This window comes from Streptomyces sp. KR80, from assembly GCF_052245555.1.
Lineage (GTDB): Bacteria > Actinomycetota > Actinomycetes > Streptomycetales > Streptomycetaceae > Streptomyces.
On sequence record NZ_JBQQCD010000003.1, the window covers coordinates 204,546 to 228,086 of the forward strand.

The 23,541-nt window shown below is 70.6% G+C and carries 21 protein-coding genes; 13 read left to right on the top strand and 8 right to left on the bottom strand.

Annotation, left to right across the window (positions count from 1 at the left end):
- Positions 1-642: 642 nt before the first annotated feature.
- From ACTWQI_RS06390 to ACTWQI_RS06400, 3 genes are all read left to right on the top strand, one after another.
- Positions 643-1,497: a glycerophosphodiester phosphodiesterase gene (locus ACTWQI_RS06390; protein WP_443268243.1), complete on the top strand. Its 855-nt coding sequence runs from the start codon at positions 643-645 to the stop codon at positions 1,495-1,497.
- A 61-nt stretch (positions 1,498-1,558) separates the two neighbouring features.
- A complete protein-coding gene (locus ACTWQI_RS06395) occupies positions 1,559-2,164 on the top strand; it encodes an ATP-binding protein (RefSeq protein ID WP_443268244.1) in 606 nt (201 codons plus the stop codon).
- A 140-nt stretch (positions 2,165-2,304) separates the two neighbouring features.
- Positions 2,305-3,279 (top strand): DUF5926 family protein, encoded by a 975-nt coding sequence (locus tag ACTWQI_RS06400; RefSeq protein ID WP_443268246.1) that lies wholly within the window; start codon positions 2,305-2,307, stop codon positions 3,277-3,279.
- 267 nt (positions 3,280-3,546) lie between these two features.
- Here ACTWQI_RS06400 and ACTWQI_RS06405 read toward each other — a convergent pair whose 3' ends face one another.
- Together ACTWQI_RS06405 and ACTWQI_RS06410 are read right to left on the bottom strand one after the other, a co-directional pair.
- The gene (locus tag ACTWQI_RS06405; protein WP_443268248.1) at positions 3,547-4,317 is read right to left on the bottom strand and encodes a hypothetical protein; all 771 of its coding nucleotides are present in this window, start codon (positions 4,315-4,317) and stop codon (positions 3,547-3,549) included.
- Between the two features lie 113 nt (positions 4,318-4,430).
- Positions 4,431-5,111, bottom strand: coding sequence for a bifunctional DNA primase/polymerase (locus tag ACTWQI_RS06410; RefSeq protein ID WP_443268250.1), 681 nt, complete (start codon positions 5,109-5,111; stop codon positions 4,431-4,433).
- 766 nt (positions 5,112-5,877) lie between these two features.
- Here ACTWQI_RS06410 and ACTWQI_RS06415 point away from each other — a divergent pair.
- Both ACTWQI_RS06415 and ACTWQI_RS06420 read left to right on the top strand, forming a co-directional pair.
- The gene (locus ACTWQI_RS06415; protein WP_443268252.1) at positions 5,878-7,395 is read left to right on the top strand and encodes a PP2C family protein-serine/threonine phosphatase; all 1,518 of its coding nucleotides are present in this window, start codon (positions 5,878-5,880) and stop codon (positions 7,393-7,395) included.
- Between the two features lie 46 nt (positions 7,396-7,441).
- On the top strand, positions 7,442-8,926 hold the full coding sequence (locus tag ACTWQI_RS06420) for an aminopeptidase P family protein (protein ID WP_443268254.1): 1,485 nt from the start codon (positions 7,442-7,444) through the stop codon (positions 8,924-8,926).
- An 87-nt stretch (positions 8,927-9,013) separates the two neighbouring features.
- Here the strand turns inward: ACTWQI_RS06420 and ACTWQI_RS06425 are convergent, their stop codons facing one another.
- Complete coding sequence (locus ACTWQI_RS06425) at positions 9,014-9,490, bottom strand: ATP-binding protein (protein ID WP_443268256.1); 477 nt, start codon at positions 9,488-9,490, stop codon at positions 9,014-9,016.
- A 206-nt stretch (positions 9,491-9,696) separates the two neighbouring features.
- Here ACTWQI_RS06425 and ACTWQI_RS06430 point away from each other — a divergent pair, with 206 nt between their 5' ends.
- The 8 genes from ACTWQI_RS06430 (at position 9,697) to serS (ending at position 18,678) form a co-directional block, all read left to right on the top strand.
- Entirely contained in the window at positions 9,697-10,599 is a 903-nt protein-coding gene (locus ACTWQI_RS06430; protein WP_443268258.1) for a hypothetical protein, read from the top strand.
- A 119-nt stretch (positions 10,600-10,718) separates the two neighbouring features.
- Complete coding sequence (locus ACTWQI_RS06435; RefSeq protein WP_443268260.1) at positions 10,719-11,459, top strand: YcnI family copper-binding membrane protein; 741 nt, start codon at positions 10,719-10,721, stop codon at positions 11,457-11,459.
- Between the two features lie 49 nt (positions 11,460-11,508).
- On the top strand, positions 11,509-12,162 hold the full coding sequence (locus tag ACTWQI_RS06440) for an SCO family protein (protein ID WP_443268262.1): 654 nt from the start codon (positions 11,509-11,511) through the stop codon (positions 12,160-12,162).
- Entirely contained in the window at positions 12,159-12,614 is a 456-nt protein-coding gene (locus ACTWQI_RS06445) for a copper chaperone PCu(A)C (protein ID WP_443268264.1), read from the top strand. Before ACTWQI_RS06440 ends, ACTWQI_RS06445 begins: the two co-directional genes overlap by 4 nt.
- 12 nt (positions 12,615-12,626) lie before the next feature.
- Positions 12,627-14,591 (top strand): copper resistance protein CopC, encoded by a 1,965-nt coding sequence (locus tag ACTWQI_RS06450; RefSeq protein ID WP_443268266.1) that lies wholly within the window; start codon positions 12,627-12,629, stop codon positions 14,589-14,591.
- Complete coding sequence (gene efeB / locus ACTWQI_RS06455; RefSeq protein WP_443268268.1) at positions 14,591-15,883, top strand: iron uptake transporter deferrochelatase/peroxidase subunit; 1,293 nt, start codon at positions 14,591-14,593, stop codon at positions 15,881-15,883. The genes ACTWQI_RS06450 and efeB overlap by 1 nt, the downstream gene beginning before the upstream one ends.
- 44 nt (positions 15,884-15,927) lie before the next feature.
- Positions 15,928-16,863 carry a prephenate dehydratase gene (gene pheA / locus ACTWQI_RS06460; RefSeq protein WP_443268270.1) on the top strand — a complete coding sequence of 312 codons (936 nt, stop codon included), beginning with the start codon at positions 15,928-15,930 and terminating at the stop codon, positions 16,861-16,863.
- 537 nt (positions 16,864-17,400) lie between these two features.
- Positions 17,401-18,678 carry a serine--tRNA ligase gene (serS, locus tag ACTWQI_RS06465; RefSeq protein ID WP_443268272.1) on the top strand — a complete coding sequence of 426 codons (1,278 nt, stop codon included), beginning with the start codon at positions 17,401-17,403 and terminating at the stop codon, positions 18,676-18,678.
- A 591-nt stretch (positions 18,679-19,269) separates the two neighbouring features.
- Here the strand turns inward: serS and ACTWQI_RS06470 are convergent.
- From ACTWQI_RS06470 to ACTWQI_RS06490, 5 genes are all read right to left on the bottom strand, one after another.
- Positions 19,270-19,566 carry a hypothetical protein gene (locus ACTWQI_RS06470; protein WP_443268274.1) on the bottom strand — a complete coding sequence of 99 codons (297 nt, stop codon included), beginning with the start codon at positions 19,564-19,566 and terminating at the stop codon, positions 19,270-19,272.
- Between the two features lie 207 nt (positions 19,567-19,773).
- Positions 19,774-20,493: an ABC transporter permease subunit gene (locus tag ACTWQI_RS06475; protein ID WP_443268275.1), complete on the bottom strand. Its 720-nt coding sequence runs from the start codon at positions 20,491-20,493 to the stop codon at positions 19,774-19,776.
- Between the two features lie 14 nt (positions 20,494-20,507).
- Positions 20,508-21,422: an ABC transporter ATP-binding protein gene (locus tag ACTWQI_RS06480; RefSeq protein WP_443268277.1), complete on the bottom strand. Its 915-nt coding sequence runs from the start codon at positions 21,420-21,422 to the stop codon at positions 20,508-20,510.
- Complete coding sequence (locus tag ACTWQI_RS06485) at positions 21,419-22,330, bottom strand: ABC transporter permease subunit (protein WP_443268278.1); 912 nt, start codon at positions 22,328-22,330, stop codon at positions 21,419-21,421. The genes ACTWQI_RS06480 and ACTWQI_RS06485 overlap by 4 nt, the downstream gene beginning before the upstream one ends.
- Positions 22,320-23,309, bottom strand: coding sequence for an ATP-binding cassette domain-containing protein (locus tag ACTWQI_RS06490; RefSeq protein WP_443268280.1), 990 nt, complete (start codon positions 23,307-23,309; stop codon positions 22,320-22,322). Before ACTWQI_RS06490 ends, ACTWQI_RS06485 begins: the two co-directional genes overlap by 11 nt.
- Positions 23,310-23,541 lie beyond the last annotated feature (232 nt).

A 23,541-nucleotide genomic window follows, 5' to 3' on the forward strand; every position in this document is an offset into this window, starting at 1 on the left:
CCACCCGGTGGTACGTTCCCCGCCCCGTGGGTCTCATGGCCCCAGGCGGGCTGGCCCGCCGGTGTGCTGTGAGCGCCCTGGGCACCGTGGGAACCCTGCGCCGACGGCTCACCCGCCGATGCCGGCCCCGACGCCGATGCCGATGCCGATGGACCGTATTCGGCCGTTCGGGCGGCGGAGCCCTCCTCCTCCGGACCGACCTTCGGCAGCTGCGCCGTCCGCTCCTGCGGATGCCCGGCAGGCGGCCCGGACGGCACCGGCGGTACGGTCGGCCTGGACGGCACGGGCCGCGGCGCACCGGACACAGAGTCGGCAGTGCGTGCGCCCGACGCGGGGGCGGCACCCGGCGCCTGGGGCGCCGACGGCCGCTCCGCCTCAGGCGGAACAGCAGCGCCCTCGTTCTCGGTGCTCACAACTCTCTCCTCAGTAACGCAAGTCACAACAGTCTTGGCCTCGCGGCCCACCAACGCCAGTCTTCGCCACCAGCATTTCCCACCTGACGTCAGACCACCGTAAGCGGGACGGCTGCGTGGGCCGCCATCCCTTATCCCGGACGAATCGGACACCTCCGCAGGTCCGCGCCCCCGCGGCCGCAGCAGACCGCGGAAGCGGCGCCCCGCCGTGGGGTGGCACCATAACGCGGTGACCTCTGCGCATCCGGCCGGCGCCCTTCATCCGGGGCGGCCCGCCATCTCCGTCGTCGCCCACCGCGGCGCGTCCGAGGACGCCCCGGAGCACACCCTGGCCGCGTACCGGAAAGCCATCGAGGACGGAGCCGATGCCCTCGAGTGCGATGTCCGGCTCACGGCTGACGGTCATCTCGTCTGCGTCCACGACCGGCGGATCAACCGGACCTCCAACGGCCGGGGCGCGGTCTCCGCCCTCGAACTCTCGGACCTCGCCGCCCTCGACTTCGGCTCCTGGAAGCAGGATGCCGACAGCACCTGCGCCACGAACGAAGCCCCGGACCGGGACGAGTCCGCCGCCTGGGACCGTACCTCTGTCCTTACCCTCGAACGGCTCCTCGAACTCGTCGTCGACGCCGGACGGCGCGTCGAGCTCGCCATCGAGACCAAGCACCCGACCCGGTGGGCAGGTCAGGTCGAGGAGCGGCTGCTGGAGCTGCTGCACCGTTTCGGCCTCGACACCCCGCCCCCGGGCGAGCGCTCCGCCGTACGTGTCATGAGCTTCTCGGCGCGCTCGCTGCACCGCGTGCATGTGGGGGCCCCGGCCATCCCGACGGTCTTCTTGATGCAATTCCTCTCGCCGCGGTACCGGGACGGACGGCTGCCGCGCGGAAGCCGGATCGCAGGACCCAGCATCCGGATCCTGCGCAGCCACCCCGAGTACGTCGCACGCGCACACCGCGCGGGCCACCGTGTCCACGTCTGGACCGTCGATGCACCGGATGACGTCGAGCTCTGCACCCGGCTCGGCGTGGACGCCGTGATCACCAACCGCCCGAAGCAGGTGCTGTCGCAACTCGGCCGACTCTGAGCCGACCGTTGCCGCCACCCGGAGTGCACCGGCGCGTTCGTTCCGTTCGCGATCGTCGCCAGTGCTCCACGAGATCGCGGTTGGCCGGTTTCCGGTGCAGTCCCGTGGGGCATCCATCCCGTGGCGTGGGGTGAAGGAGGTCTCGGGGGTGGCGTTGGTGGTGGCACAGGAGGTGCCGACGTCGTCGATCATGGCCGTACCCCATGGTCCAGCAGGCGTGGCTGCGGCCAGGCGCAGGATGCGTGAGGGGCTTCGGACCAGCGGAGTGCCGGATTCTGTCGTCGACGACGCTGTCTTGGTTCTGTCCGAGCTTCTGAGCAACGCATGCCGACACGGTCGCCCCCTGCACGCCGGTGACAACGGAACCCGGCCCGACGCGGTGCGCGCCGCCTGGCGCGTGGACGAGTACGGGGGTCTGACCGTCGAAGTGACGGACGGTGGCGGTCCGACCCGACCACTTCCGGCCACCCCGTCGGTGACCGCCCGCGGCGGCCGGGGGCTCAACATCATCACCGCCCTCGCCCAGAACTGGGGGGTGCGGGACGACGTCGTCGGCGAGGTCACGGTATGGGCGGTACTCGCCGCCGGCCCACGACGTGAGCGCCTCGCTCCGCGCGTGGGGGTCCCGGCTCTCGACGTCACGGAACTTCTCGATGATCTCACCTGACATCGCCGGCGCTCTCCCAACCGGCGCACATCCTCGTCGAGCAGCGGACGAGCCACCGCGTCAAGCGGCCTTCGCAAGCGCGGCGAAGGGCTAGGCTCAGCGGCCAAGAGTCACCGCCGCACCCAGGAGAAGCCCACGCCATGGCCAAGAAGCGCCCCCAGACAAAGGCCGGCAGGACGTCCACCGCGCAGCGCTCCGACGAACCGATCCCCGTCGTCGGCGCCCGCGAGCCCTGCCCCTGCGGTTCGGGCCGCCGCTACAAGGCGTGTCACGGACGGGCCGCCGCGCAGGCCGTGACCGCGCTGGTGCAGCGCCCGTTCGAAGGCCTGGCCGGCGAGTGCGACTGGGTCGCCCTGCGCGAGCTCGTCCCCGCCGCGACCGCGGAACTCACCCTGAAGGGCGGGCTGCCCGAAGGAGTGCCGTCCGTCACCCTGGCCACCGTGCTGCCGATGGCCTGGCCCGCACTGCGTCGCGACAACGGCACGGTGCTCCTGGGCCTCCAGAACGACACCTCCTCCGGCGACATCAGCCGCGATCTCGCCGATGTTCTGCAGCGCGCCCTGCCCGCGGCCCCCGGAAGCCCCGTGGCTGCCCAGCGCGTGCCCGCCGACGGCCCGCGTCTTCAGGACCTGCTCGACCCCGAGGCTCCGTTCACCCCTGTTGTGCACAGCGGGTTCGAGTTCTGGCTGGAGGACGCCGCGAACTCCTCGCCCGAGGTCGCCGCTTCCCTGGAGCGGGCGAACGAGGCCGCGATCCCGACCGCCCGGCTCTCCGGTGTCGAGGCCGCCTACTGGTGCGAGACACCCGAGAAGAATCATCTGCGCTGGGTGATGTCGCATCCCGAGGAGAAACTGCTGGACGCCCTGGCCCGGCTGCACGCCGCGGGTTCGTCCTCGCTCGGCGACGGCACCCGGCTCGTCGGCTCGTTCCGGGCGCACGGCCTCGTGGTGCCGGTGTGGGACCTGCCGAGCACCGTGCGGGCGGACGACGTGGAGAAGCCCGCAGCGGCCTTCGCGGACCGGCTCGCCGATGCACTCTCCTCCGATGCGCCGCTCACGTCCGACGAGCGCCGGGCGCGTGGAGGCCTGACCAACCGTCAGGTGACCCTCAGCTGAGCCCGGCAGGGCGAGTCCGCCCGGCCTCGCTCAGCCCCCTTCCGGACGTGACTCCGGTCACAAAGGCCCCAACTTCCCTTACTGAAAGGTAAATCGGCGTCCGGATATCCGCGATCGAATTTGCGAACGGCCAATCTCTTGTTACCGTTCTTATAGCCCGGTCGCTGGTGCATCCCCCGTCGCCAGCGACCGGGCGTTGCCATATCCGGAAGCCATCGCTCCGGCGACGCCGAATGGCCCTGGAGGTCAACGCGGCCCAGCAGAGGGTTAGTTGCTCCCCGAGCGCAGCAGCAGCCGCTGCGAGTCCTCCGATGCGATCTCCGCAACGGCGTCGTACATCTCCGAAACGCGCGACGCCCCGGCAGACTCGGAAGAAGACCCGGAAGCGCTCGATCTCGCACCCCGCGCCGCAGCAGCTCCCTTCGGCGCGCGTGGCGTCTCGCACGCCCCCGGATCGTCCTCCGCCTCAACCGTGCAGTGCACCTGCACAGTTCGGCCGTCCGGCCGCATCAGGGTCAGTACGGCACGCAGCGCGCGTCCCGTCCCGTTCCTGTAGTACGTGCGCGCCCAGGAGTCGCGGCCCTCGCTCAGCACACACGTCTGCGCCTCGAGGCCTTCCGGCGAGGTGAGTTCGGGACCGCACCGGGTGGTGCCGGTGAGTCCGAGATCCTGCAGGAGGGAGCCGGCGTCCCCGCGCGGACCGGCAGCGCGCTCACCGGCCTTGGCGTCGGCCCTCGCTGAAGCCGCCGGGGAGGGAGCGGGGAATCGCGACGGCGCCGCGCCCCGGCGCTTCGGCGTGCTCCCCGCCTCACCGGGACCTGCCGGGCGTTCGGGTCCCGCCGGGCCCGCCGTCGCCACGGCGAGCGGCAGCACGGCGGCCAGGGCCACCGTGCTCATGAGCGCGATCATCCGCAGGTTCGACCCGCGCGGATTCGACGCCCACCGCAGCGGCAGCCGCTGATGTCGCTGCATGAAGACCACCTGCAACTCACTGAGAACGCCCGACGACATGCCGAACATATCGGTCAGAGCAGGCATCACCGGACGGATGCGCGGCCCTAGCGGGACATCTCCGGGCCGCTCACACCCGTACGAGTGAAGGTTCCGGGTGGACGACACCCAGAACCGAGCCGGTCACACCGCCCCGGGCGTCAGTACGCCAGGCGGCTGCCCCCGCCGGGCGTGCTCGTGCTCGCCTCGACCAGTGCGTCAACAACCGCCTCCACGTCCGGCAGCCATGGCGTCGCCGACCCGGGCAACGGCGCTCGCTCCCAGCGCACGGGTCCGGCGCCGGTCTGCGAAGGGGGCAGCACCACGTATCCGCCCTGACCGTGAAAGCGCAGCGAGCCGGGCACCCAGTCATGCCGGTGAAGCAGCTCACCGAGCACCTCGAAGGAGTAGGGAGCCACCAGGATCGACCAACGCGCCGGGGTCGCCAGGACCGGCCCGAGCCGGACGCCCATCCGGTCGAGTTCGGCAAGGGCGCGTGCGGCCGCGACCGCCGGCAGGCTCACCGCGCAGGGTGCGCGGCCGCCGGTGGCCAGCACGATCGGGGCCGCAGGGCGGTTCTCCCACCACCACCGCACCATGCGGGCGTCCGTAGTCGCCGCGAGCAGTCCCGGGTCGAAGGGATGGGCACCGGGCACCACGCAGTCGGGATGCGGACAGCTGCAGCCTCTCGCACCGGCGCGACCGGACTGGAGCCCCACGCCCGGGAGGATCGGCCACTTCCACTCGGTGGCGCAGGTGAGCGCTGCGCCGAGCTGAGCCGACTTCCCGTTGCGCCTGCGCCTGAGCATGAGCCTGCGTCGCCTTCCGAGGATCTCGCGCATGAGCGCTCGTTCCTTTCCGTTAACGCCGAGGGTGGGGCCTGCCGGAGGCAGGGTGGGTCCATCGCGCCGCCACGCGGTACCCAGGTGCATACCGCTGTCGGATCTACCGGATCAACCGGATCTGTCTGGTGCATCGATCGAACTGCAGGGCAGTACGTGGCGCTACACGAGTCTGTTCAGTCCGTTCACATCACGTGGAGCATGCATCACTGCGCGTTCCAGGCAGCGCATCACGTCGCAAGCCGAGCGTGGAACGTGGCGGGGGGTGGCGCTTGCCTGGCGCCTGCCGTCCCTGCCTCTTGCCTCCGGCAGGGCACCCCCACGCCGCTCGGGGATGGGCGCGGCCGTCGTTGAGTGAGACGTTCGAAGCCGCCACGGGGTTCCGGGGCGCCCCCCAACTGCCCCTGCCCTTCTCCGAGTACGTACCCACCTCGGTGGATATGACGCGTTGTCGAATGCCCTCAGTCGACCGCAAATTGACGACCACGGGGCGGTTTTTCGGTCAATTTACAATCACCACAGACACCAACAACCCCGTCGGCACAGTGCTGGACACACCCTACAGCTGCGTGTAGATGTGGAGGCATTGATAGCGGCGCAGCATGACATGGGGGTTTGCGATGCTATTGCTAAAGATGCACCGTCGGAGCGGCGACGCAAGCACACTCGACAAAATGCTGCGCTTCAGTACAAATAGGACATTGGCCTCGATTGCTGCAGGTAGCTGGCCGGATGAGCCGCAACCGAGGTCGGAAAGCCGTCGGCCATGAGCACCCCCGACGTCCGGAAAGTGGCTGGAATCGATCCATCCGTCCCCGCCCCCGCTCACACTTCCTCCCCCAGCCCGTCGTCCGCCGCGCCGCTGTCCGGAGGCGGAGCCCCCAGCGCCACCCCCGACTCCCAGGACGTCCGCCCCGTCGATCACCTCGCGGCCGTCCAGGACCGCCTCGCCGGCTGGATCTCCGACCTCACCACGCTGCACGACCTCACGGAGCGGCTCGCCCGCACCGACTCCCTCGACGACGCCCTCCAAGAGCTGCTCCGCGCCGGCGCCGGTCTCGTCGGCGCCCAGCGCGGCATGATCGTCCTCGAGCCGACCGACGGTCGCGGTCCGGACACCACCGTCGGTCTCGGCCTCGGGCCGGCCGACCTCGGCACCATCGAGACGATCCCGCGAGGCGCCGCCGCGTACGGCCGGATCCTCGACGGCCTCCCCGAGGGCGACCTCCCCGACGACGGCGGCGGGAGCCCGGAGCGCACCGAGGTCGCCCACCCCGATCTGCGGAACGAACCGGACCTCGACCCCCGCCACCGCGAGGTCGCCGCCCGCCTCGGCTACGCCGCCAGCTACGCCGTCCCGCTCGCGACCGAGTCCGGGGGCCGGCTGGGAGCCGCGGTCTGGCTCTACGACGAGCCGACCGAGCCCGTGGACCGCCAGCGCCACCTCGTCGGCCTCTACACCCGCTACGCCACCGAGCACCTCGCCCGCCTGATGGAGCTGGCCCGGGCCCGCGCGACCGCCGCCACCCTCCGCGAGGAGCTGCTGCCCAGCAGACTGCCGCGGGTGGCCGGGGTGCGCCTGGCTGTACGGCACCGCACGGGGCCGCAGGGCGGCGGCGACTGGTACGACGCCCTTCCGCTGCCCGAGGGCGCGCTCGGCCTGGCCGTCGGCAGCGTCACCGGCTCGGGGCCGAGCGCCGTCGCCGCCATGGGACGACTGCGGGCGTCGCTGCGGGCGTACGCGGTGATGGAAGGCGAGGATCCGGTCGCCGTGCTCTCCGACCTCGAACTACTGCTGCGGCTGACCGAGCCCGCCCGCTCGGCCACCGCCCTGTTCGCCTACTGCGAGCCCGCCGGGAGCTGCGACGACGGCGATCAGGAACCGGGGCACGATCAGGGTCAGCGTCTGGGGCGATCGTTCGTACTGGCCGGTGCCGGGCACTGCCCGCCGCTGGTCGTCGGCGAACACCGCACCGAGTTCGTGGAGACCACGCTGTCGGCCCCGCTCGGGATGCTCTCCTGCTGGGAGGCGCCCAGCGTCGAGTTCTCGGTCGCGCCCCGCGAGACCCTGCTGCTGTACAGCGACGGGCTGCTGCACCGTACCGGCGAGCCGATCGACCGGGCCTTCGCGCGGCTGCACGGAGCAGCGGCCGGTGTGCCCAAGTCCGTACGGGACGACCCGGACGCCGTCGTGGAGCACGTCCTGCGCACGATGCTGCCGGACGGCTCGGACGCGGCGGACAGCCCGGAGGACGTCGTCCTGCTCGCCGCCCGCTTCGATTGAGGTGGCCGAGACTCCCGTCTACGACCCCCCACCACCCGCCCATACGATGGTGGAGGTCCGAGTCGAGGAGGATGCCGTGACCGAGCAGCCCGCGCCCGAGAATCCGGAAGGCGACGAGCCCATCAAGCAGCGGAAGAACAGCCTGTACCCAGGTGTCTCCGACGAGCTTGCCGAGAACATGAAGCATGGCTGGGCCGACACCGAGCTGCGTCACCTGCAGCCGATCGAGCAGGCCCCCGAGACCGCCCGCCGCCGGGCCGCGCTCTCCGAGCGCTTCCCCGGCGAGCGCCTGGTGATCCCCGCGGGCCATCTCAAGACCCGGTCGAACGACACCGAGTACGGCTTCCGGGCCTCGACCGAGTACGTCCATCTCACGGGTGACCGTACGGAAGACGGCGTCCTCGTCCTGGAGCCGTCGGACAACGGCCATGACGCGACGATCTACCTGCTGCCCCGCTCCAACCGGGAGAACGGCGAGTTCTGGCTCGACGGCCAGGGCGAGCTGTGGGTGGGCCGCCGGCACAGCCTCGCCGAAGCCGAGCAGCTGCTGGGCCTGCCCTGCAAGGACGTCCGGAAGGCCGCCGACGAGCTGACGGGACTCGACGGCCCGGTCCGTATCGTCCGCGGCCACGACCCCGGGCTCGAGGAGGCGCTGGGGGAGCGGCTCGACGCGGAGCGCGACGAGGAGCTCCGGGTCTTCCTCAGCGAGCTGCGCCTGGTCAAAGACGCGTTCGAGGTCACCCAGCTGCAGGCGGCGGTGGACTCCACCGTCCGCGGCTTCGAGGACGTCGTGAAGGTCCTCGACAAGGCCCAGGCCACCTCCGAGCGCTACATCGAAGGAACGTTCTTCCTGCGCGCCCGGGTCGAGGGGAACGACATCGGCTACGGCTCGATCTGCGCCGCGGGCCCGCACGCCACCACCCTCCACTGGGTGCGCAACGACGGCCCGGTCCGCTCCGGCGACCTGCTGCTCCTGGACGCCGGTGTGGAGACCCACACCCTCTACACCGCCGACGTGACCCGCACCCTGCCCATCAACGGCCGGTTCAGCGCGGTGCAGCGCAAGGTCTACGACGCGGTGTACGAGGCGCAGGAGGCGGGCATCGCAGCCGTCAGGCCGGGCGCGAAGTACCGCGACTTCCACGACGCCGCGCAGCACGTGCTCGCTGCGAAACTCGTCGAGTGGGGCCTGGTCGAGGGCCCCGTCGAGCGCGTGCTGGAGCTGGGCCTGCAGCGTCGCTGGACGCTGCACGGCACCGGGCACATGCTCGGTCTCGACGTGCACGACTGCGCCGTGGCCCGCACGGAGACGTACGTGGACGGCACCCTGGAGCCGGGCATGTGCCTGACCGTCGAGCCCGGCCTGTACTTCCAAGCGGACGACCTCACCGTGCCCGAGGAGTACCGCGGCATCGGCGTCCGGATCGAGGACGACATCCTGGTGACCGACGACGGGAACCGGAACCTCTCCGCCGCGCTGCCGCGCGCCGCCGACGAGGTCGAGGCCTGGATGGCCCGCCTCAGGGGCTGAGACAGCAGGGGCGTGGGTGTGCCCGGACCGCCTCGGCTCCGGGCACTCCCGTGCCGGGTCTCATGCGCCCGGCCGGACAACCCCGCCTCAGGACGCTTTGAGCACGGCGTCCCGCCGCCACTTGAGGATCTTGTCGAAACTCACCACGGTTCCCATGCCGGGTCTGTTCCGGAAGTCGACGTGGTCGGCGAGCGCCTCGATCAGCCAGAGACCGCGTCCGTGCTCCGCGTCGGCGTCCGCAGGCCGGGGAGGCGCGTGTGACGTTCGCAGCGAGGTCCGGTGCAGCACCCGTCCCACGGGGAAACCCGGACCCGAATCGGTGACCTCGATGCGGCACTTCTCACCGTCGAGATAGGCGGTCACCGAGAAGGCCTCCGATGAACCGCCGGCCGGTCCGCCGCCGTGCTCGACGGCGTTCGCGCACGCTTCCGTCAACGCGATCGACAGGTCGTAGGAGATGTCGGGGTCGACTCCCGCCGTCTCCATGGTGCCGAGGAGAAGCCGCCGGGCGAGGGGGACACTCGCAGCCTCGCGTCGCAAGTGGAGTGACCACCAGATGCTCATGCTCCGGCCTCCTGGCTGCAGCTCGACATACCGTTACGTATTGCCGCCCGTTGCGGTCCGTAAGCATGCGATCGTCGCGACTACGCCCGTTCGGCGGATGCGCGGGGTCGCACCGTCGGTGTAGGCGAGGGCGCACAGCTTGCGGCCGCGCGCCCCCCACCCCTGCCGTCGGCCGACCGCGGGGACGATGGGATGATGGCGCGGCCATGTCCGCCCACCCGTCATTCGGCCACCGCCCCTCGTGGGGCTGCGCTCCGCCGCCTCCGGGGGCGCGCGCAGGGGCCGATCTGCGACTGCTGAGGGCCGCGGTGTTCGCCGCGGTCTGCGTCGCGCTGTCGGCGGCCGGGCACGTGGTCGCGTCGTGCGCAGGGCTCCCGTTCTGGGCGCTCGGCACCGGATTTCTGACGGTGCTGGTGGGCGCCGCGCCGCTGGCCGGCCGGGAGCGCTCGCTGCCGGGGATCTGCGCCGCCCTGGCGCTCGGTCAGCTGGCTCTGCACGCGCTTTTCGAGCTCGGACAACACACGATGGCCTCGGCCGCGCAGCGCACACACCGGACCGACGACGGCACGCTGATCGCGCTCGCCACCCGTCTGGTGTGCGGCGGCGACGGCGGGCCCGTACGGCTCGGCGCCGCCGAGGCCCGGCGGATCGTCGGGGCCTCCGGCATCGCGCCCCCGGGGCATGCGCCGCACGGGCCGGAAGCCCACGCGGCCGCCCACGGCGTCGGTCCCGGCCCGGTGGACGCGGCCTCGGCGCCGCCCCACGCGCTCGCCGACGCCCTGCTGCCCTCGCTGCCGATGCTGCTTGGGCATCTGCTGGCCGCCGTGGTCCTCGGACTCCTGCTGCGCCGCGGTGAAGCCGCGCTGTTCCGGCTGGTCCGGCTGTCGGCGCGCGGCGTCGCCGAAGGACTCGCTGAGGGGGCGCTCGTACGTTCCCTGCGCGCCGCCCTCGTGCTCGTGTGCGCCCTGCAAGCCGGACTGCCCGGGGCGCCCGCGCCGACCGTACCCGCCCCTCGCGCATACGGTCGCGGGGCTGCGGAACCACAGTCCCTGATCCTGGAGCACTCCGTCATCCGACGAGGACCGCCGCTCTGGGATCTCGCGGCCTAGACGCGGCGCAGCACCACGGGCAGCCGGTACGAACCGGCGCATTCCATCGGGAGCTGTCGCGCCGCAGCCGCATGCGCGCCACCTCATCCGACCGATTCGCCTGTGGAGTACCCGCAACCATGAACCTCTCTCGCCTGCCCCTCGCTGCCGCCGTCGCCGCCGGAACCGTCCTGCTGGCAGCCGTACCGGCCTTCGCTCACGTCACCGTCCAGCCCGGCGAGGCCGAGAAGGGCGGCTACAGCACCATCGCCTTCAAGGTCCCGAACGAGCGCGACACCGCCTCGACCGTGAAGCTCGAGGTCAACCTGCCCACCGACCACCCGCTCGCCTCGGTCATGCCGCAGCCGGTACCGGGCTGGGACGTCAAGGTCACCAAGTCCAAGCTCGACAAACCGCTCGAGATGCACGGCGAGAAGATCGACGAGGCGGTCACCAAGGTGACCTGGACCGGGGGCACGATCGAGCCGGGCACCTTCCAGCAGTTCCCGCTGTCCGTCGGCCCGCTGCCTCAGGACGCCGACCAGCTGGTCTTCAAGGCCCTGCAGACGTACGACAACGACGAGGTCGTGCGCTGGATCGAGGAGCCCAAGGAGGGCGGCGAGGAACCGGAGAGCCCGGCACCCGTCCTCGCGCTGACCGAGGCCGGGGAGGGATCCCACGGCCACAGCCACGGCGGGGCCGACGACGCGTCCGGCCGCGAGCACGACGCCTCCGACCGGTCGGGGAAGACCGGTGACTCCGAGCAGGTCGCGGCCGACGGCAGCGACACGACCGCGCGAGTGCTCGGCGTCGTGGGCATCGTCATCGGCGTCGCCGGCGTCACGTTCGGCGTGCTCGCGGGTCGCCGCCGCTCGGCCTGACCCGTCTCCCACCGAACACACCAGACCAACTCATCCAGGACATATCTCCATGCGTACATCCAGCGTGCTCACCGCCGCGGCGCTCAGCGCGGCGGCGGCCCTGGCCCTCTCCGCGTGCGGAAGCGCCGACGGCGGCTCCGGGCAGCAGCCCGCCGCCGAGGCCTCCGCGACCGCCGAGCAGGCCGCGACCGTACTCGACCGCCCCTTCGACAAGCCCGACCTCGTCCTGACGGACACCCGGGGCAAGAAGTTCGACCTGATCGAGCAGACCAAGGGCCACCCGACCCTGATCTACTTCGGCTACACCAACTGCCCCGACGCCTGTCCGCTCACCATGAGCAACATCGACATCGCGATGCGGAAGCTGCCGAAGGCGGAGCAGGAGCAACTGCGGGTCGTCTTCGTCACCTCCGACCCGCAACGGGACACCCCCAAGCGGCTCGGCGCGTGGCTGACCGGTCAGAACAAGTCCTTCATCGGGCTCACCGGGGACTTCGACACCATCCAGGCGGGCGCACGCTCGGTCGGCATCTATCTGGACAAGCCGAAGAAGGAGAAGGGCTCCTGGGTCTCCTCGCACGGCACCCAGGTCCTCGCCTTCTCACCGAAGGACGACAAGGCTCACGTCCTCTACAACAAGGACGCCACCGCCGACGACTACGCGAAGGACCTGCCGAAGATCATCAAGGGGCGGACACCGTGAGCCGCCGCACCACCGCCGTCGCGGCGGCCGCCTTCGCGGTCGTGGCGGGGTCCGCCCTTGGCGGCTGCTCCTCCTCGGACACCGGTGCCCGGCTGACGGCGGAAGGCGCGTACGTGCCGCAGCCGGTGATGGCCGACATGGCGAGCGGCTATCTGACCGTGCAGAACACCGGTGACGGCGACGACCAACTGACGTCGGTGACCAGCGATATCTCCGACGACGTGTCGATGCACCGGACCGAGGGCGGGACGATGCGGCCGGTGACGTCCTTGAGGATCCCCGCGGGTGGCGAACTCGCACTCAAGCGGGGCGGAAACCACCTGATGTTCATGAAGCTCAAGCACAAGCCGACCCGGGGCGAGAAGGTGTCCCTGGAACTCCACTTCGCCCACTCGGAACCGATCAAGCTGGACGTCCCCGTGGAGGCGACCAACTACAACCCGGAGAAGTGAGGGACTGACGCCATGCCAGCCACCGTTCCCCGCCGGGTGTACCGGTCCGCGGGAGGACCGTCCGCAGGACGGCTGTCCGCGCGCCGCACGGCCCTCGCGCTGTCGCTCCTCGTGGCCGCGTTGCTCGGCTCGCTGCTCGCAGGGGCCTCCCCGGCCGCGGCACACGCCGCGCTCACCGGGAGCGACCCGAAGCAGGGAGCGGTGGTCGGCAGCGCGCCGAAGGAGGTCACTCTCACCTTCTCCGAGGGCGTCGCCACCTCGGGCGACTCGATCCGCGTCCTGGATCCGCAGGGCAGACGGGTCGACGACGGAAAGCCCCGGAACCGCAGCGGCGGCGGCGTCGTCCGGTACGCCGTAGGGCTGCACTCCGGCCTGCCCGACGGCACGTTCACCGTCGCCTGGCAGGCGGTCTCCGCCGACAGCCACCCGGTCTCGGGGGCGTTCACCTTCTCCGTGGGCGCCCCGTCGAAGACCTCGGTCGTGCTGCCACGGCAACGGACCGGCTCGGGCGTCGTGGGCACGCTCTACGGCCTCGGGCGGTACGCCGCCTACGCCGGCTTCGTGTTGATGGTCGGCGGAGCCGCGTTCGTGCTGGGCTGCCGGCCGCGCGCGGCCGGCGTACGTCCCGTGCAGCGGCTGGTCGTCCAGGGCTGGGCACTGCTCACGGCCTCCTCCATCGTCATGCTCCTGCTCCGCGGGCCCTACACCGGATCGGGACGGCTCGCCGACGCCTTCGATCTCGGCGGGGTGCGGGCCGTACTGGAGACCAAGACCGGCACGGCACTGGTCTCCCGGCTGCTGCTGCTGGCGGCCGCCGCGCTCTTCGTCGCGGTGCTCTTCGGGACGTACGCGCGGCGCGAGGATCCGAAGGAGCGGAAGGACCTCACCTTCGGGCTGGCCACCGGAGGATCCGTGGTCGCGGTCGGGCTCAGCGCGACCTGGGCGCTCACCGAGCATGCGTCGACCGGCATCCAGACGGCTGTGGCGATGCCGGTGGACATCCTGCATCTGCTGGCCGTTGCGGTGTGGCTCGGTGGGCTCGCCACGCTGCTGGTCTCCCTTCACCACGGCCCAGCGGTGGAGCGTACGGCCGTGCGCCGGTTCTCCCGCGTGGCTTTCACGAGCGTGCTCGTCGTGGCCACCACCGGGGTCTACCAGTCCTGGCGGCAGATCGGCTCATGGGGCGGCCTGACCTCCACCTCGTACGGGCAACTGCTGCTGGTCAAGGTCGGGCTGGTGGCGATGCTGCTGGGAATCGCCTGGATTTCGCGGCGCTGGACGGCGCGGCTCTCGGAGGTGGCCGAGCCGGAGCGCACCCGGGCCGCCGACGCGGAGGAGACCGAAGCGGCGGAGGAGGCGGAGGCGGACGAACGGATCGAGGAGAACGCCACGGTTCCGGCCGACCCACGGCGGGCCACCCAACTCGCCCGCCAGCGGACCGCCCTGGCCGTGGCCCGCCGCAAGCGCCTGCGCGACGCCGATCCGGAGCGCACCGGACTGCGCCGCTCAGTACTCGCCGAAGCCGCCGTGGCCGCCGTCGTGCTGGCAGTCACCACCATTCTGACGAGCACCGAGCCGGCCCGTACGGAGGAGACGGCGCGGGCCGCGGCCGGTGCCCAGGGGATCCTCCCCGCCCGCCCGCTCTCGGTCCGGATCCCATTCGACACCGGCGGCGAGGACGGCAAGGGCACCGCCCGGGTCGAGCTCGATCCCGGGACGACCGGAGGCAATATCGTCCACCTCAGGCTCACCCGGCCGAACGGCAGGCCCCTGGACGCCCCGGAAGTCAAGCTCTCCTTCACGCTCCAGGCCCGGGACCTCGGTCCCTTCCCGGTCGAGCCGGTGCGGGTGCAGACGGGGCACTGGGCGGCGAACGGCGTGCAGCTGCCCGTGGCGGGCGACTGGGAGGTCTCGGTGACCGTACGGACCACCGAGATCGACCAGGTGACGGAAACGAAGAACGTGAAGATCGACTGATGACGGACGAGAACATCTCCGGGAACCCCACAACCGGCCAGGACTCCTCCCGGTCCTCCCCGAGCGGCACGGGGCACATCTCCCGGCGGCGAGTGCTGAGCACCGCGGGAGCGGCAGGCGCCGCAGGCCTCGCGGTCGGTGCCACCGCCGGCGTGATCGGCACGACGGCCACGACCGGTGCGGACGCGACCGCCCTGGCCACCCTCGGCGCCACGGCGCTCCCCTTCCACGGCAGGCACCAGCCGGGCATCACCACCCCGATGCAGTCCTGCGGACATCTCATCGCGTTCGACCTCGCCTCGGACGCGGACCGCAGGGGCGCCGCAGCGCTGCTGCGCCGCTGGTCGAGGGTGGCTCAGGAGCTGATGGAGGGACGCGCCCCCGCGGACGACTCGGGGGTCGCCCGCGACGCCGGTCCCGCATCGCTGACCGTCACCTTCGGCTTCGGGCGCACGTTCTTCGCCCGTACTGGCCTGGAGAAGCAGCGCCCCGTGGCGCTTGATCCGCTGCCGGACTTCTCCTCGGACGCGCTCGACCGGCGGCGCAGCGACGGAGACGTGTGGGTGCAGATCGGCGCGAACGACTCCCTCGTCGCCTTCCACGCCCTGCGCACCCTGCAGAAGGCGGCCGGGGGCACGGCGCGGATGCGCTGGCAGATGAGCGGTTTCAACCGTTCGCCCGGGGCCACCTCGCACCCGATGACGGCCCGCAACCTGATGGGTCAGGTCGACGGCACCAACAACCCGAAGCCGGCGGACGAGGACTTCGAGCGGCGGATCTTCGTGCCGGGCGGCGGCGAACCGGCGTGGATGGCCCACGGCTCGTACGCCGTCGTACGACGCATCCGGATGCTGCTCGACGACTGGGAGAAGCTGTCGCTCGCTCGGCAGGAGAAGGTCATCGGGCGCCGGAAGTCCGACGGAGCACCGCTGTCCGGGGGCACCGAGACGACGCCACTGGACCTGGACAAGAGGGACGGTGCCGGGGGTCTCGTGATCCCGGCGAACGCACACGCCCGGATCTCGGCGCCGGAGACGAACGGCGGAGCGGCCATGCTGCGCCGCCCGTTCTCCTTCCACGACGGCTTCCTCTCCGACGGCACACCGGACGCCGGCCTGCTGTTCATCTGCTGGCAGGCCGATCCCCTGAAGGGCTTCGTGCCGGTGCAGCGCAAGCTCGACCGGGGAGACGCCCTTTCTCCCTTCATCCGGCACGAGGCAAGCGGGCTGTTCGCCGTGCCGGGCGGCTGCGGACCGGGCGAGTACGTGGGGCAGCGGCTGCTCGAGGCATGAGATCGAAACGCGCCCGGCTGATCCGCGCGGCTACCCTGGTCGGCATGTCAGCCAGCCGCTACAGCTATCTCGGGCCCGAAGGCACCTTCACCGAAGCCGCGCTCCGCACCCTGCCGGAGGCGGCGACGCGTGAGCTGGTGCCGATGGTCTCCGTGCCGGCGGCCCTCGACGCCGTACGGTCCGGGGAGGCCGCGGGCGCGCTGGTGCCGATCGAGAACTCCGTCGAGGGCGGGGTGACCGCGACGCTCGACGAGCTGGCCACCGGCCGACCGCTGATGATCTACCGCGAGGTGCTGCTGCCGATCGCCTTCGCCCTCCTCGTACGGCCCGGGACCACGCTGTCGGATGTGAAGACGGTGACCGGCCACCCGGTCGCGCAGCCGCAGGTGCGGAACTGGCTGACGGCGAACCTTCCGGACGCCGTGTGGGAGTCGGCGGCGTCGAATGCGGACGGCGCCCGGCTGGTGCAGGAGGGGCGGTACGACGCGGCGTTCGCGGGCGAGTTCGCGGCGCCGATCTATGGGCTTCGGCCGCTGGTCACCGATATCCACGACGCGCAGAACGCGGCGACGCGCTTTGTGCTCGTCGGCCGGCCCGCGCGGCCCGCGGCGCGTACCGGAGCGGACAAGACATCCGTGGTGATCTGGCTGGGCGACGACCACCCGGGCGCGCTGCTGGAGCTGCTGCAGGAGTACGCGGCGCGCGGGGTGAACCTGATGCGCATCGAGTCCCGGCCGACGGGAGAGGGCATCGGCCGCTACTGCTTCTCGGTCGACTGCGAGGGTCACATCACGGACCGCCGGGTGGGCGAGGCCCTGATGGGGCTCAAGCGGATTTGCCCGAACGTCCGCTTCCTGGGGTCGTACCCGCGTGCGGGTGTGGATCCGTCGGAGGTGCCGCCGCTGCGCCACGGGACCTCGGACAGCGAATTCTCCGCCGCGTCGGACTGGCTGGCCCGCTGCCTCGACGGCCGGGGCTGACCTTCGTCCACTGGCATCCACCTGCGGGTGTGGGTAACCGGCAGAGTTATCCACAGGCTCCGACTCGACCTGGGTATAAGTCGACACGACAACGCGGCACAGTCGACAAATCTCCCTAGAGGCTCCAGCTCGGTCCACAGCGGGACAGGTCACCCGACGTCAGCGCAATTCCATTGGCCAACTCTTTGGAGGGAGCAATTCCCACCCGAAGGAGTGTGTGGAAGAGGTTTGGGCGGGGAATCCATGGCCCAGCACCCCGTCAGCAGAATGATCAGTTCCGGTATCCACAGATCTTCCTCACAGCCTGTGGATAAAGAATCCGATCATGCGCGAGCCTGTGGACAACTCGAGCCTCAACTCACAGCGCACACAAGGGAAGCCGGTCATCACGGCGCCCTTCATGACTCATTTTGGGGCACACGGCAGTATTCATTGACAGCTATTTCACTTGGTCCTCTTTATGGAGAAAAAGGGCGAAACTGGACGTAATGGAATATCAGGTCGAGCGCCCGGAGCGCACACCGGTAGCCTGTGGGTGTGATTGACCTTCGCCTGCTCCGTGAGGACCCCGACCGTGTCCGCGCATCCCAGCGCGCCCGTGGAGAGGACGTCGCCCTCGTCGACGCGCTCCTCTCCGCCGACGAGCGGCGCAGGTCCTCCAGCGTCCGCTTCGACGAGCTGCGAGCCGAGCAGAAGGCGCTCGGCAAGCTCATCCCGAAGGCCGCCGGTGACGAGAAGGCCGAGCTGCTGAAGAAGGCGGGAGAGCTGTCCGCCGCCGTCAAGGCCGCCGACGCCGAGCGGGACGAGGCCGCCGAGGAGACCCAGCGTCTGGTGCTCCGGCTGAGCAACCTCGTCCACCCGGACGTCCCGGTGGGCGGTGAGGAGGACTTCACCGTTCTGGAGACCGTCGGCACGCCGCGCGACTTCGTGGCCGAGGGATTCGAGCCCAAGGACCACCTGGAGCTCGGCCAGCTGCTCGGCGCGATCGACGTGGAGCGCGGCGCCAAGGTCTCCGGCTCCCGCTTCTACTACCTGACCGGCGTGGGTGCCCTGCTGGAGCTGGCCCTGGTCAACGCCGCCATGGCGCAGGCCACCGCCGCGGGGTTCATCCCCATGCTCACCCCCGCGCTGGTCAAGCCGCGTGCCATGGAGGGGACGGGGTTCCTCGGGCAGGCGGCCGAGAACGTGTACCACCTGGAGAAGGACGACTACTACCTGGTCGGTACGTCCGAGGTTCCGCTCGCTGCGTACCACATGGACGAGATCGTCGAGTCCGGCCGGCTGCCGCTCCGCTATGCCGGCTTCTCGCCCTGCTTCCGCCGCGAGGCCGGCACGTACGGCAAGGACACCCGTGGCATCTTCCGGGTCCACCAGTTCGACAAGGTGGAGATGTTCTCCTTCGTCGCGCCGGAGGACTCCGAGGCCGAGCACCAACGGCTGCTGGACTGGGAGAAGCAGTGGCTGACCAGCCTGGGGCTGCCGTTCCAGGTGATCGACGTGGCGAGCGGCGACCTGGGAGCCTCGGCCTCGCGGAAGTTCGACTGCGAGGCGTGGATCCCCACCCAGGGCAAGTACCGCGAGCTGACGTCGGCCTCGAACTGCAATGAGTTCCAGGCGCGCCGGCTGTCGGTGCGGATGCGGGACGGCAAGCATGTGCGCCCGCTGGCCACGCTCAACGGCACGCTCTGCGCGGTGCCGCGCACCATCGTCGCCATCCTGGAGAACCACCAGCAGGCCGACGGCTCGGTACGGGTCCCCGAAGTGCTGCGCCCCTACCTCGGCGGCCGCGAGCTCCTGGAGCCGACCGCCAAGTGAGCGGCTACCGGGCCTGACTACCCCCCTCGGACGCAGGCAGCGCGTAACGGTGCGTTTATCTGCTCGTTGTCCATGACGCGCGAAGGCAACTGGAGTTCGAGGCGGCGTAGAGCGCGTGAAGTGGCGGATTGCCGGGCGACAGAACCGGTCATGGGGTGAGTGGGAACACGTGAGCAGCCTTCGCTCCTGGTCCCTGGATACGGGCGATTCCACAACCGTTCCAGCAACAGTGAAGGCACACTCATGCCACCCGAATCCGCACTGCTCGAGTCGCGCGCACTGCGCGACAGCGTGATCGAACGCACCGGCGTCCTCGACAAGGCAAAGGCGCTCGCCATGCTGCCCGACGGGCTGCACATCACGACGCGCATGGTCGCCGACTACTTCGAAGTCGGCGAAGAGGCCGTCCGCCAACTCGTGGTCCGTCATCGGCCCGAGCTGACAGCCAACGGCATGGTCATTCTCCGAGGCGATGACCTGCAGCGTTTTAAGCGTGACGTCTTGTCACGCTATCCCGGGTCCAGTTATCCACAGCCCAAGTCCAACCTTGGGCTCTTCACCCGCCGGGCGATCCTCAATGTCGCCATGCTCCTACGCGACAGCGAGGTCGCGCGACGCGTCCGGACGTACCTCCTCGACGCCGAGGAAGCGCTCCGCCCGCGGCAAGCGGCCCCGTCGGCGGGGTATGTCTCGCTCGAGAAGCTCGTCACCGACACCGCGGCGAAGGCCGCCGAGCGCATCCTCGAGGGACCGATCGGCACTCGGCTGAGTGCTGTCGAGGCGTGCCTCGGCGACGTCGGGACCTCGCTGCGCGAACTCGGGCCGGTGATCGCCGGAATCACCGTGCGGCTCGAGCGCATCGACCAGCGGCTCGACGCCACGAACCACGTGGTCTGTGCCATGAGCGAGCGGCTGTGCGACCTGAGCGAGGACATGAAGGAGGTCCGCCAGGACGTGGCTGTGCTCGGCCGGGACGTGGCTGAGTTGAAGGGCCGACCCTCGAGGGCGCCTCGACGCCACAGGAGCGGGTCGTACCAGAGCGCGCGGGGGCGTGACCCTCTCGGTGCACGCCCCCGCCGTTGTGCGTACGCCGCCCTACTCCTCCCCGGCGAGCGTCAGTGCGCGCAGCTTCTGTCCCGCGTACACGGTGGCCCCGATGGTGACGGCCGCCAGCAGCGCGACCGCCGTGGGGAGGCCCACGTCCGAGGTGACCAGCCCCCCTTCGGCGACCTTCTGGGCGAGAGCGAGCGCCCACTGCTGCACGCTCAGCGCCTTCGCGCCCGGCACGAGGCTGCCGAAGAGCGACTCCCACACCAGCGCGTAGACGAGGCCGACGACCACCGCATGCCGGGTGAGGGTGCCCAGCAGCAGGAAGAGCGCGGCGTACGCCACGGACGCCGCCGCGGCCGCGACGGCGTAAGCGGTCGCGATCTGCTGGCTGTTGCCGCCCAACAGGTAGCCCGCGAGGAGCGTCGGCACCGCCGAGAAGGCGATGGTGACCCCGATGGCGACGACCAGCTTGGTGAAGATGATCGTCGGCCGTTTCACCGGCTTGGCGAGCAGATAGACGATCGAGCCGTCGTCGATTTCCGGTCCGATCGCGCCCGTACCCGCGATCACGCCGATCAGTGGCACCATCGTCGCCAGCGCGAAACCGCCGAGCACATTGGCGGTGACCTGGTCGTCTACCCCGGTCAGGGTCCGTACGAGCAGCGCGATGAGGAGCAGCAGGGCGGGCAGCGCGAAGAGGATCAATGCCCGGCGGCGGCCGAGCAGGGCCCGGTAGGTGAGCCGGGCGACCGTGGAGTTGTACATCGGTTCTGGCTCCTTCAGGCCGCTACGAGATAGGAGAAGACGCTCTCCAGGGACTCGTCGGAGGGCGAGACCGTGAGGAGACGGATGCCGTGCTCGCGGGCGACCCGCGGCAACAGCGCGGTGAAGCGCGAGAAGTCGACGGCCTGCACGCGCAGTGCCTCGTCGAGGTCCACCTCGACACTGGCGGTCGACGGGTCGGCGATCAACGCGGCCGCCAGTGCCCGGTCGTCGCTGGACCGTACGAGATAGCGGTGCGGCCGGTCCGTCATCAGCCGCCGGATCTTGCGGAAGTCACCCGATGCCGCGTGCCGGCCCGCCACGATGACCTCGATGTGGGAGGCGAGCTGCTCGACCTCCTCCAGGATGTGGGAGGAGAACAGGATCGTCCGTCCCTCCCCACCCATCCGCCGCAGCAGATCCATCAGTTGCATGCGCTGCCGCGGGTCCATGCCGTTGAACGGCTCGTCCAGCAGCAGCACGGACGGATCGTGGACGAGCGCGGAGGCCATCTTGACGCGCTGGCGCATGCCCTTGCTGTAGGTGGAGATCTTGCGCCGCTGCGCGTACTCCATCTCGACCGTGGCCAGGGCTCGGCGCGCCGCGGCGCCGGGGTCGGGCAGCCCGTGCAGTTCGGCGTTGGCGAGGACGAATTCGTGTCCGGTCAGGAAGTCGTACATCGCCTCCCGCTCGGGGACGATGCCGATCTGGCGGTACACCTGCTCGTTCCGCCACACCTTCGCGCCGTCGAGGGTGACGGAGCCGGTGGAGGGGGCGAGGAATCCGCCCATCATGTTGATCAGCGTGGACTTGCCCGCCCCATTGGGCCCGAGCAGCCCGGTCACGCCGGGGCCTATGGTCATCGTGATGTCGTTGACGGCGACGACGTTGCCGAACCAGCGGGATGCGTGGTCGATGTTCAGGGTGGTCACAGCCCGACCTTTCGGTAGCGGCGCATCAGCAGGGCGTACGAGCCGGCGATCAGGCCGAGGACGACGGCCAGGTAGACGGCTCCGGCGAAGGCGCCCGACGGGCCGTGTCCGCCCGCGAAGGCGGAGCTCGCGCCCAGGAACGCCGTCTGCACCCCGTCGATGAGCGTGACCGGCGAGAACAGGCCGAGCCACGTGACGGTTTCGGAGCTGCCCTGACCGAAGGCGATGGCCTGGACGGTGCTCACGGCCCCGTAGGAGATGGTCAGTACGGCGATGACGGCGGCGACGCCGAAGCCGCGGCGCGGGGTCAGCGCGGCGACGACCAGGCCGATGCCGGCGAAGAGGACGGACAGCAGAGCCACGGAGACCAATCCCTGCGCGAACCCCTTTGTCTGGTCCGCGAGATCGAGTTCGGCGAGCAACGCCCCGGCGTAGAGGACCAGGAGTGGCGCCGCCGTCAGGATGAACAGGGCCGAGGCCATGGCCGCGGACTTCGCCACGACGTAGTCGACGCGCTCGATGGGGCGGGAGAAGTACAGCGGCACGGTCTTGAAGCGCAGGTCTCGAGAGACCGACTGCGGTGCCTGGGAAGCGATGTAGAGGCCGATGACCGCCTGGAGGTAGAGCGCGTAGCGGGTGTACTCCACCGGCAGGTCCTTCGCCTTGGTGGCGACGGCGACCGCGACGATGATGCCTGCCGGCAGGCACATCACCGCAAACAGGAGCATCGGCAGGATCTTGGACTTGGCGGAGCGGCCGAGGCCGTACGCCCCGCGCAGGCTCTGTGTGAAGAGCGATCGGCGGGCGTACGCGCGGCCCAGGCGCGGGCCGCTGTAGCCGCGGTAGCCGATGTCGTGGATCCGGGTCGGGTCCGTGGTGTCCACGGTCGCCGTGGTCTCAGGCGGCATCTCGGCCTCCTCCGTTCTTCTCGTCCGAGCGGTCCGAGTGGTCCGGGCGGTCCGGGCGGAAGATCTCGGCGATGCGGTGACGGCGCTGCTCCATGCGCACCAGTCCGAGGCCGAGGTCGGCGACGGTGTCGCGGACCGTGTCGTAGGTGCTCTCGTCGGCCACGTCCAGCAGCAGGACGTGCCCGGCGCCGGGGGCCCGGCCGCCCGGGTGGACCTCGACGCCCGCGGCGGCGAGTGCCTGGCGCAGGGCCTCCGTGCCGTTCGGGTGGCGGTCGGTGTCGGTGACTTCGACCGCGAGGGTCGCGGTGGTCTGGGTGAAGTCGCTGGTGGAACTGGATCGCAGCAGCCGACCGCCGTCGATGACGACGACGTGGTCGCAGGTGCGCTCCAGCTCGCCGAGGAGGTGCGAGGTGACGAGCACCGATATACCGAAGTCGGTGTGGATGCGGCGGATCAGGCCCAGCATCTCGTCCCGGCCGACCGGGTCGAGACCGTTGGTCGGCTCGTCGAGGAGCACCAACTGAGGGTCGTGGACCAGGGCCTGGGCGAGCTTGACGCGCTGCTTCATACCGGTCGAGTAGCCGCCGATGGGGCGGTAGCGCTCTTCGTACAGGCCGACGTGGCGCAGGGTGTCGGCGGTGCGCTCGCGAGCGGCCGCGGGCGGAAGGCCGGACATGCGCGCCATGTGGACGACGAACTCGGTGGCCGAGACGTCGGGCGGCAGGCAGTCGTGTTCGGGCATGTAGCCGACGCGCTCGCGGATGGCGCCGCCCTCGGTTGCGACATCGAGTCCCAGCACGGCGGCGCGGCCTTCGGTGGCCGGTGACAGCCCGAGCAGAATCTTGATCAGGGTGGACTTGCCGGCACCGTTCGCACCCACCAGGCCGGTCACGCCCGGAGTGATGTCCACGGAGAGCCGGTCCAACGCGGTCACTTTGGGGAACCGCTTACTGAGGCTTTCGGTCGCGATGACAGTCACGAAGTCGACGGTAGTGGCGGGGAATGCGCTTCTCGTCAGACCTGGCGGCTGGTTCGGTCTACGACTCGAGAGTGATGTCCCGTAGGGGTATGTCCACCGTGGTGGTACCGACCGTGGTGGTACCGACGGGTTACCGGAGGTATCCACAGGGCGTGCACGACCCTTGACGCAGCCGCCTGACATTGTCACATTCATCAGTGTCAGGTTTGAGGAATGCGGACCGCTCAGGGAC

Coding starts and splice junctions, on each gene's coding strand:
- ACTWQI_RS06435 (WP_443268260.1), top strand. CDS start 10,719: ATGAACCTCTCTCGCCTGCCCCTCGCTGCCGCCGTCGCCGCCGGAACC.
- ACTWQI_RS06425 (WP_443268256.1), bottom strand. CDS start 9,490: ATGAGCATCTGGTGGTCACTCCACTTGCGACGCGAGGCTGCGAGTGTC.
- ACTWQI_RS06430 (WP_443268258.1), top strand. CDS start 9,697: ATGTCCGCCCACCCGTCATTCGGCCACCGCCCCTCGTGGGGCTGCGCT.
- ACTWQI_RS06440 (WP_443268262.1), top strand. CDS start 11,509: ATGCGTACATCCAGCGTGCTCACCGCCGCGGCGCTCAGCGCGGCGGCG.
- ACTWQI_RS06405 (WP_443268248.1), bottom strand. CDS start 4,317: ATGCCTGCTCTGACCGATATGTTCGGCATGTCGTCGGGCGTTCTCAGT.
- ACTWQI_RS06475 (WP_443268275.1), bottom strand. CDS start 20,493: ATGTACAACTCCACGGTCGCCCGGCTCACCTACCGGGCCCTGCTCGGC.
- pheA (WP_443268270.1), top strand. CDS start 15,928: ATGTCAGCCAGCCGCTACAGCTATCTCGGGCCCGAAGGCACCTTCACC.
- ACTWQI_RS06410 (WP_443268250.1), bottom strand. CDS start 5,111: ATGCGCGAGATCCTCGGAAGGCGACGCAGGCTCATGCTCAGGCGCAGG.
- ACTWQI_RS06450 (WP_443268266.1), top strand. CDS start 12,627: ATGCCAGCCACCGTTCCCCGCCGGGTGTACCGGTCCGCGGGAGGACCG.
- ACTWQI_RS06400 (WP_443268246.1), top strand. CDS start 2,305: ATGGCCAAGAAGCGCCCCCAGACAAAGGCCGGCAGGACGTCCACCGCG.
- efeB (WP_443268268.1), top strand. CDS start 14,591: ATGACGGACGAGAACATCTCCGGGAACCCCACAACCGGCCAGGACTCC.
- ACTWQI_RS06420 (WP_443268254.1), top strand. CDS start 7,442: ATGGTGGAGGTCCGAGTCGAGGAGGATGCCGTGACCGAGCAGCCCGCG.
- ACTWQI_RS06415 (WP_443268252.1), top strand. CDS start 5,878: ATGAGCACCCCCGACGTCCGGAAAGTGGCTGGAATCGATCCATCCGTC.
- ACTWQI_RS06485 (WP_443268278.1), bottom strand. CDS start 22,330: ATGCCGCCTGAGACCACGGCGACCGTGGACACCACGGACCCGACCCGG.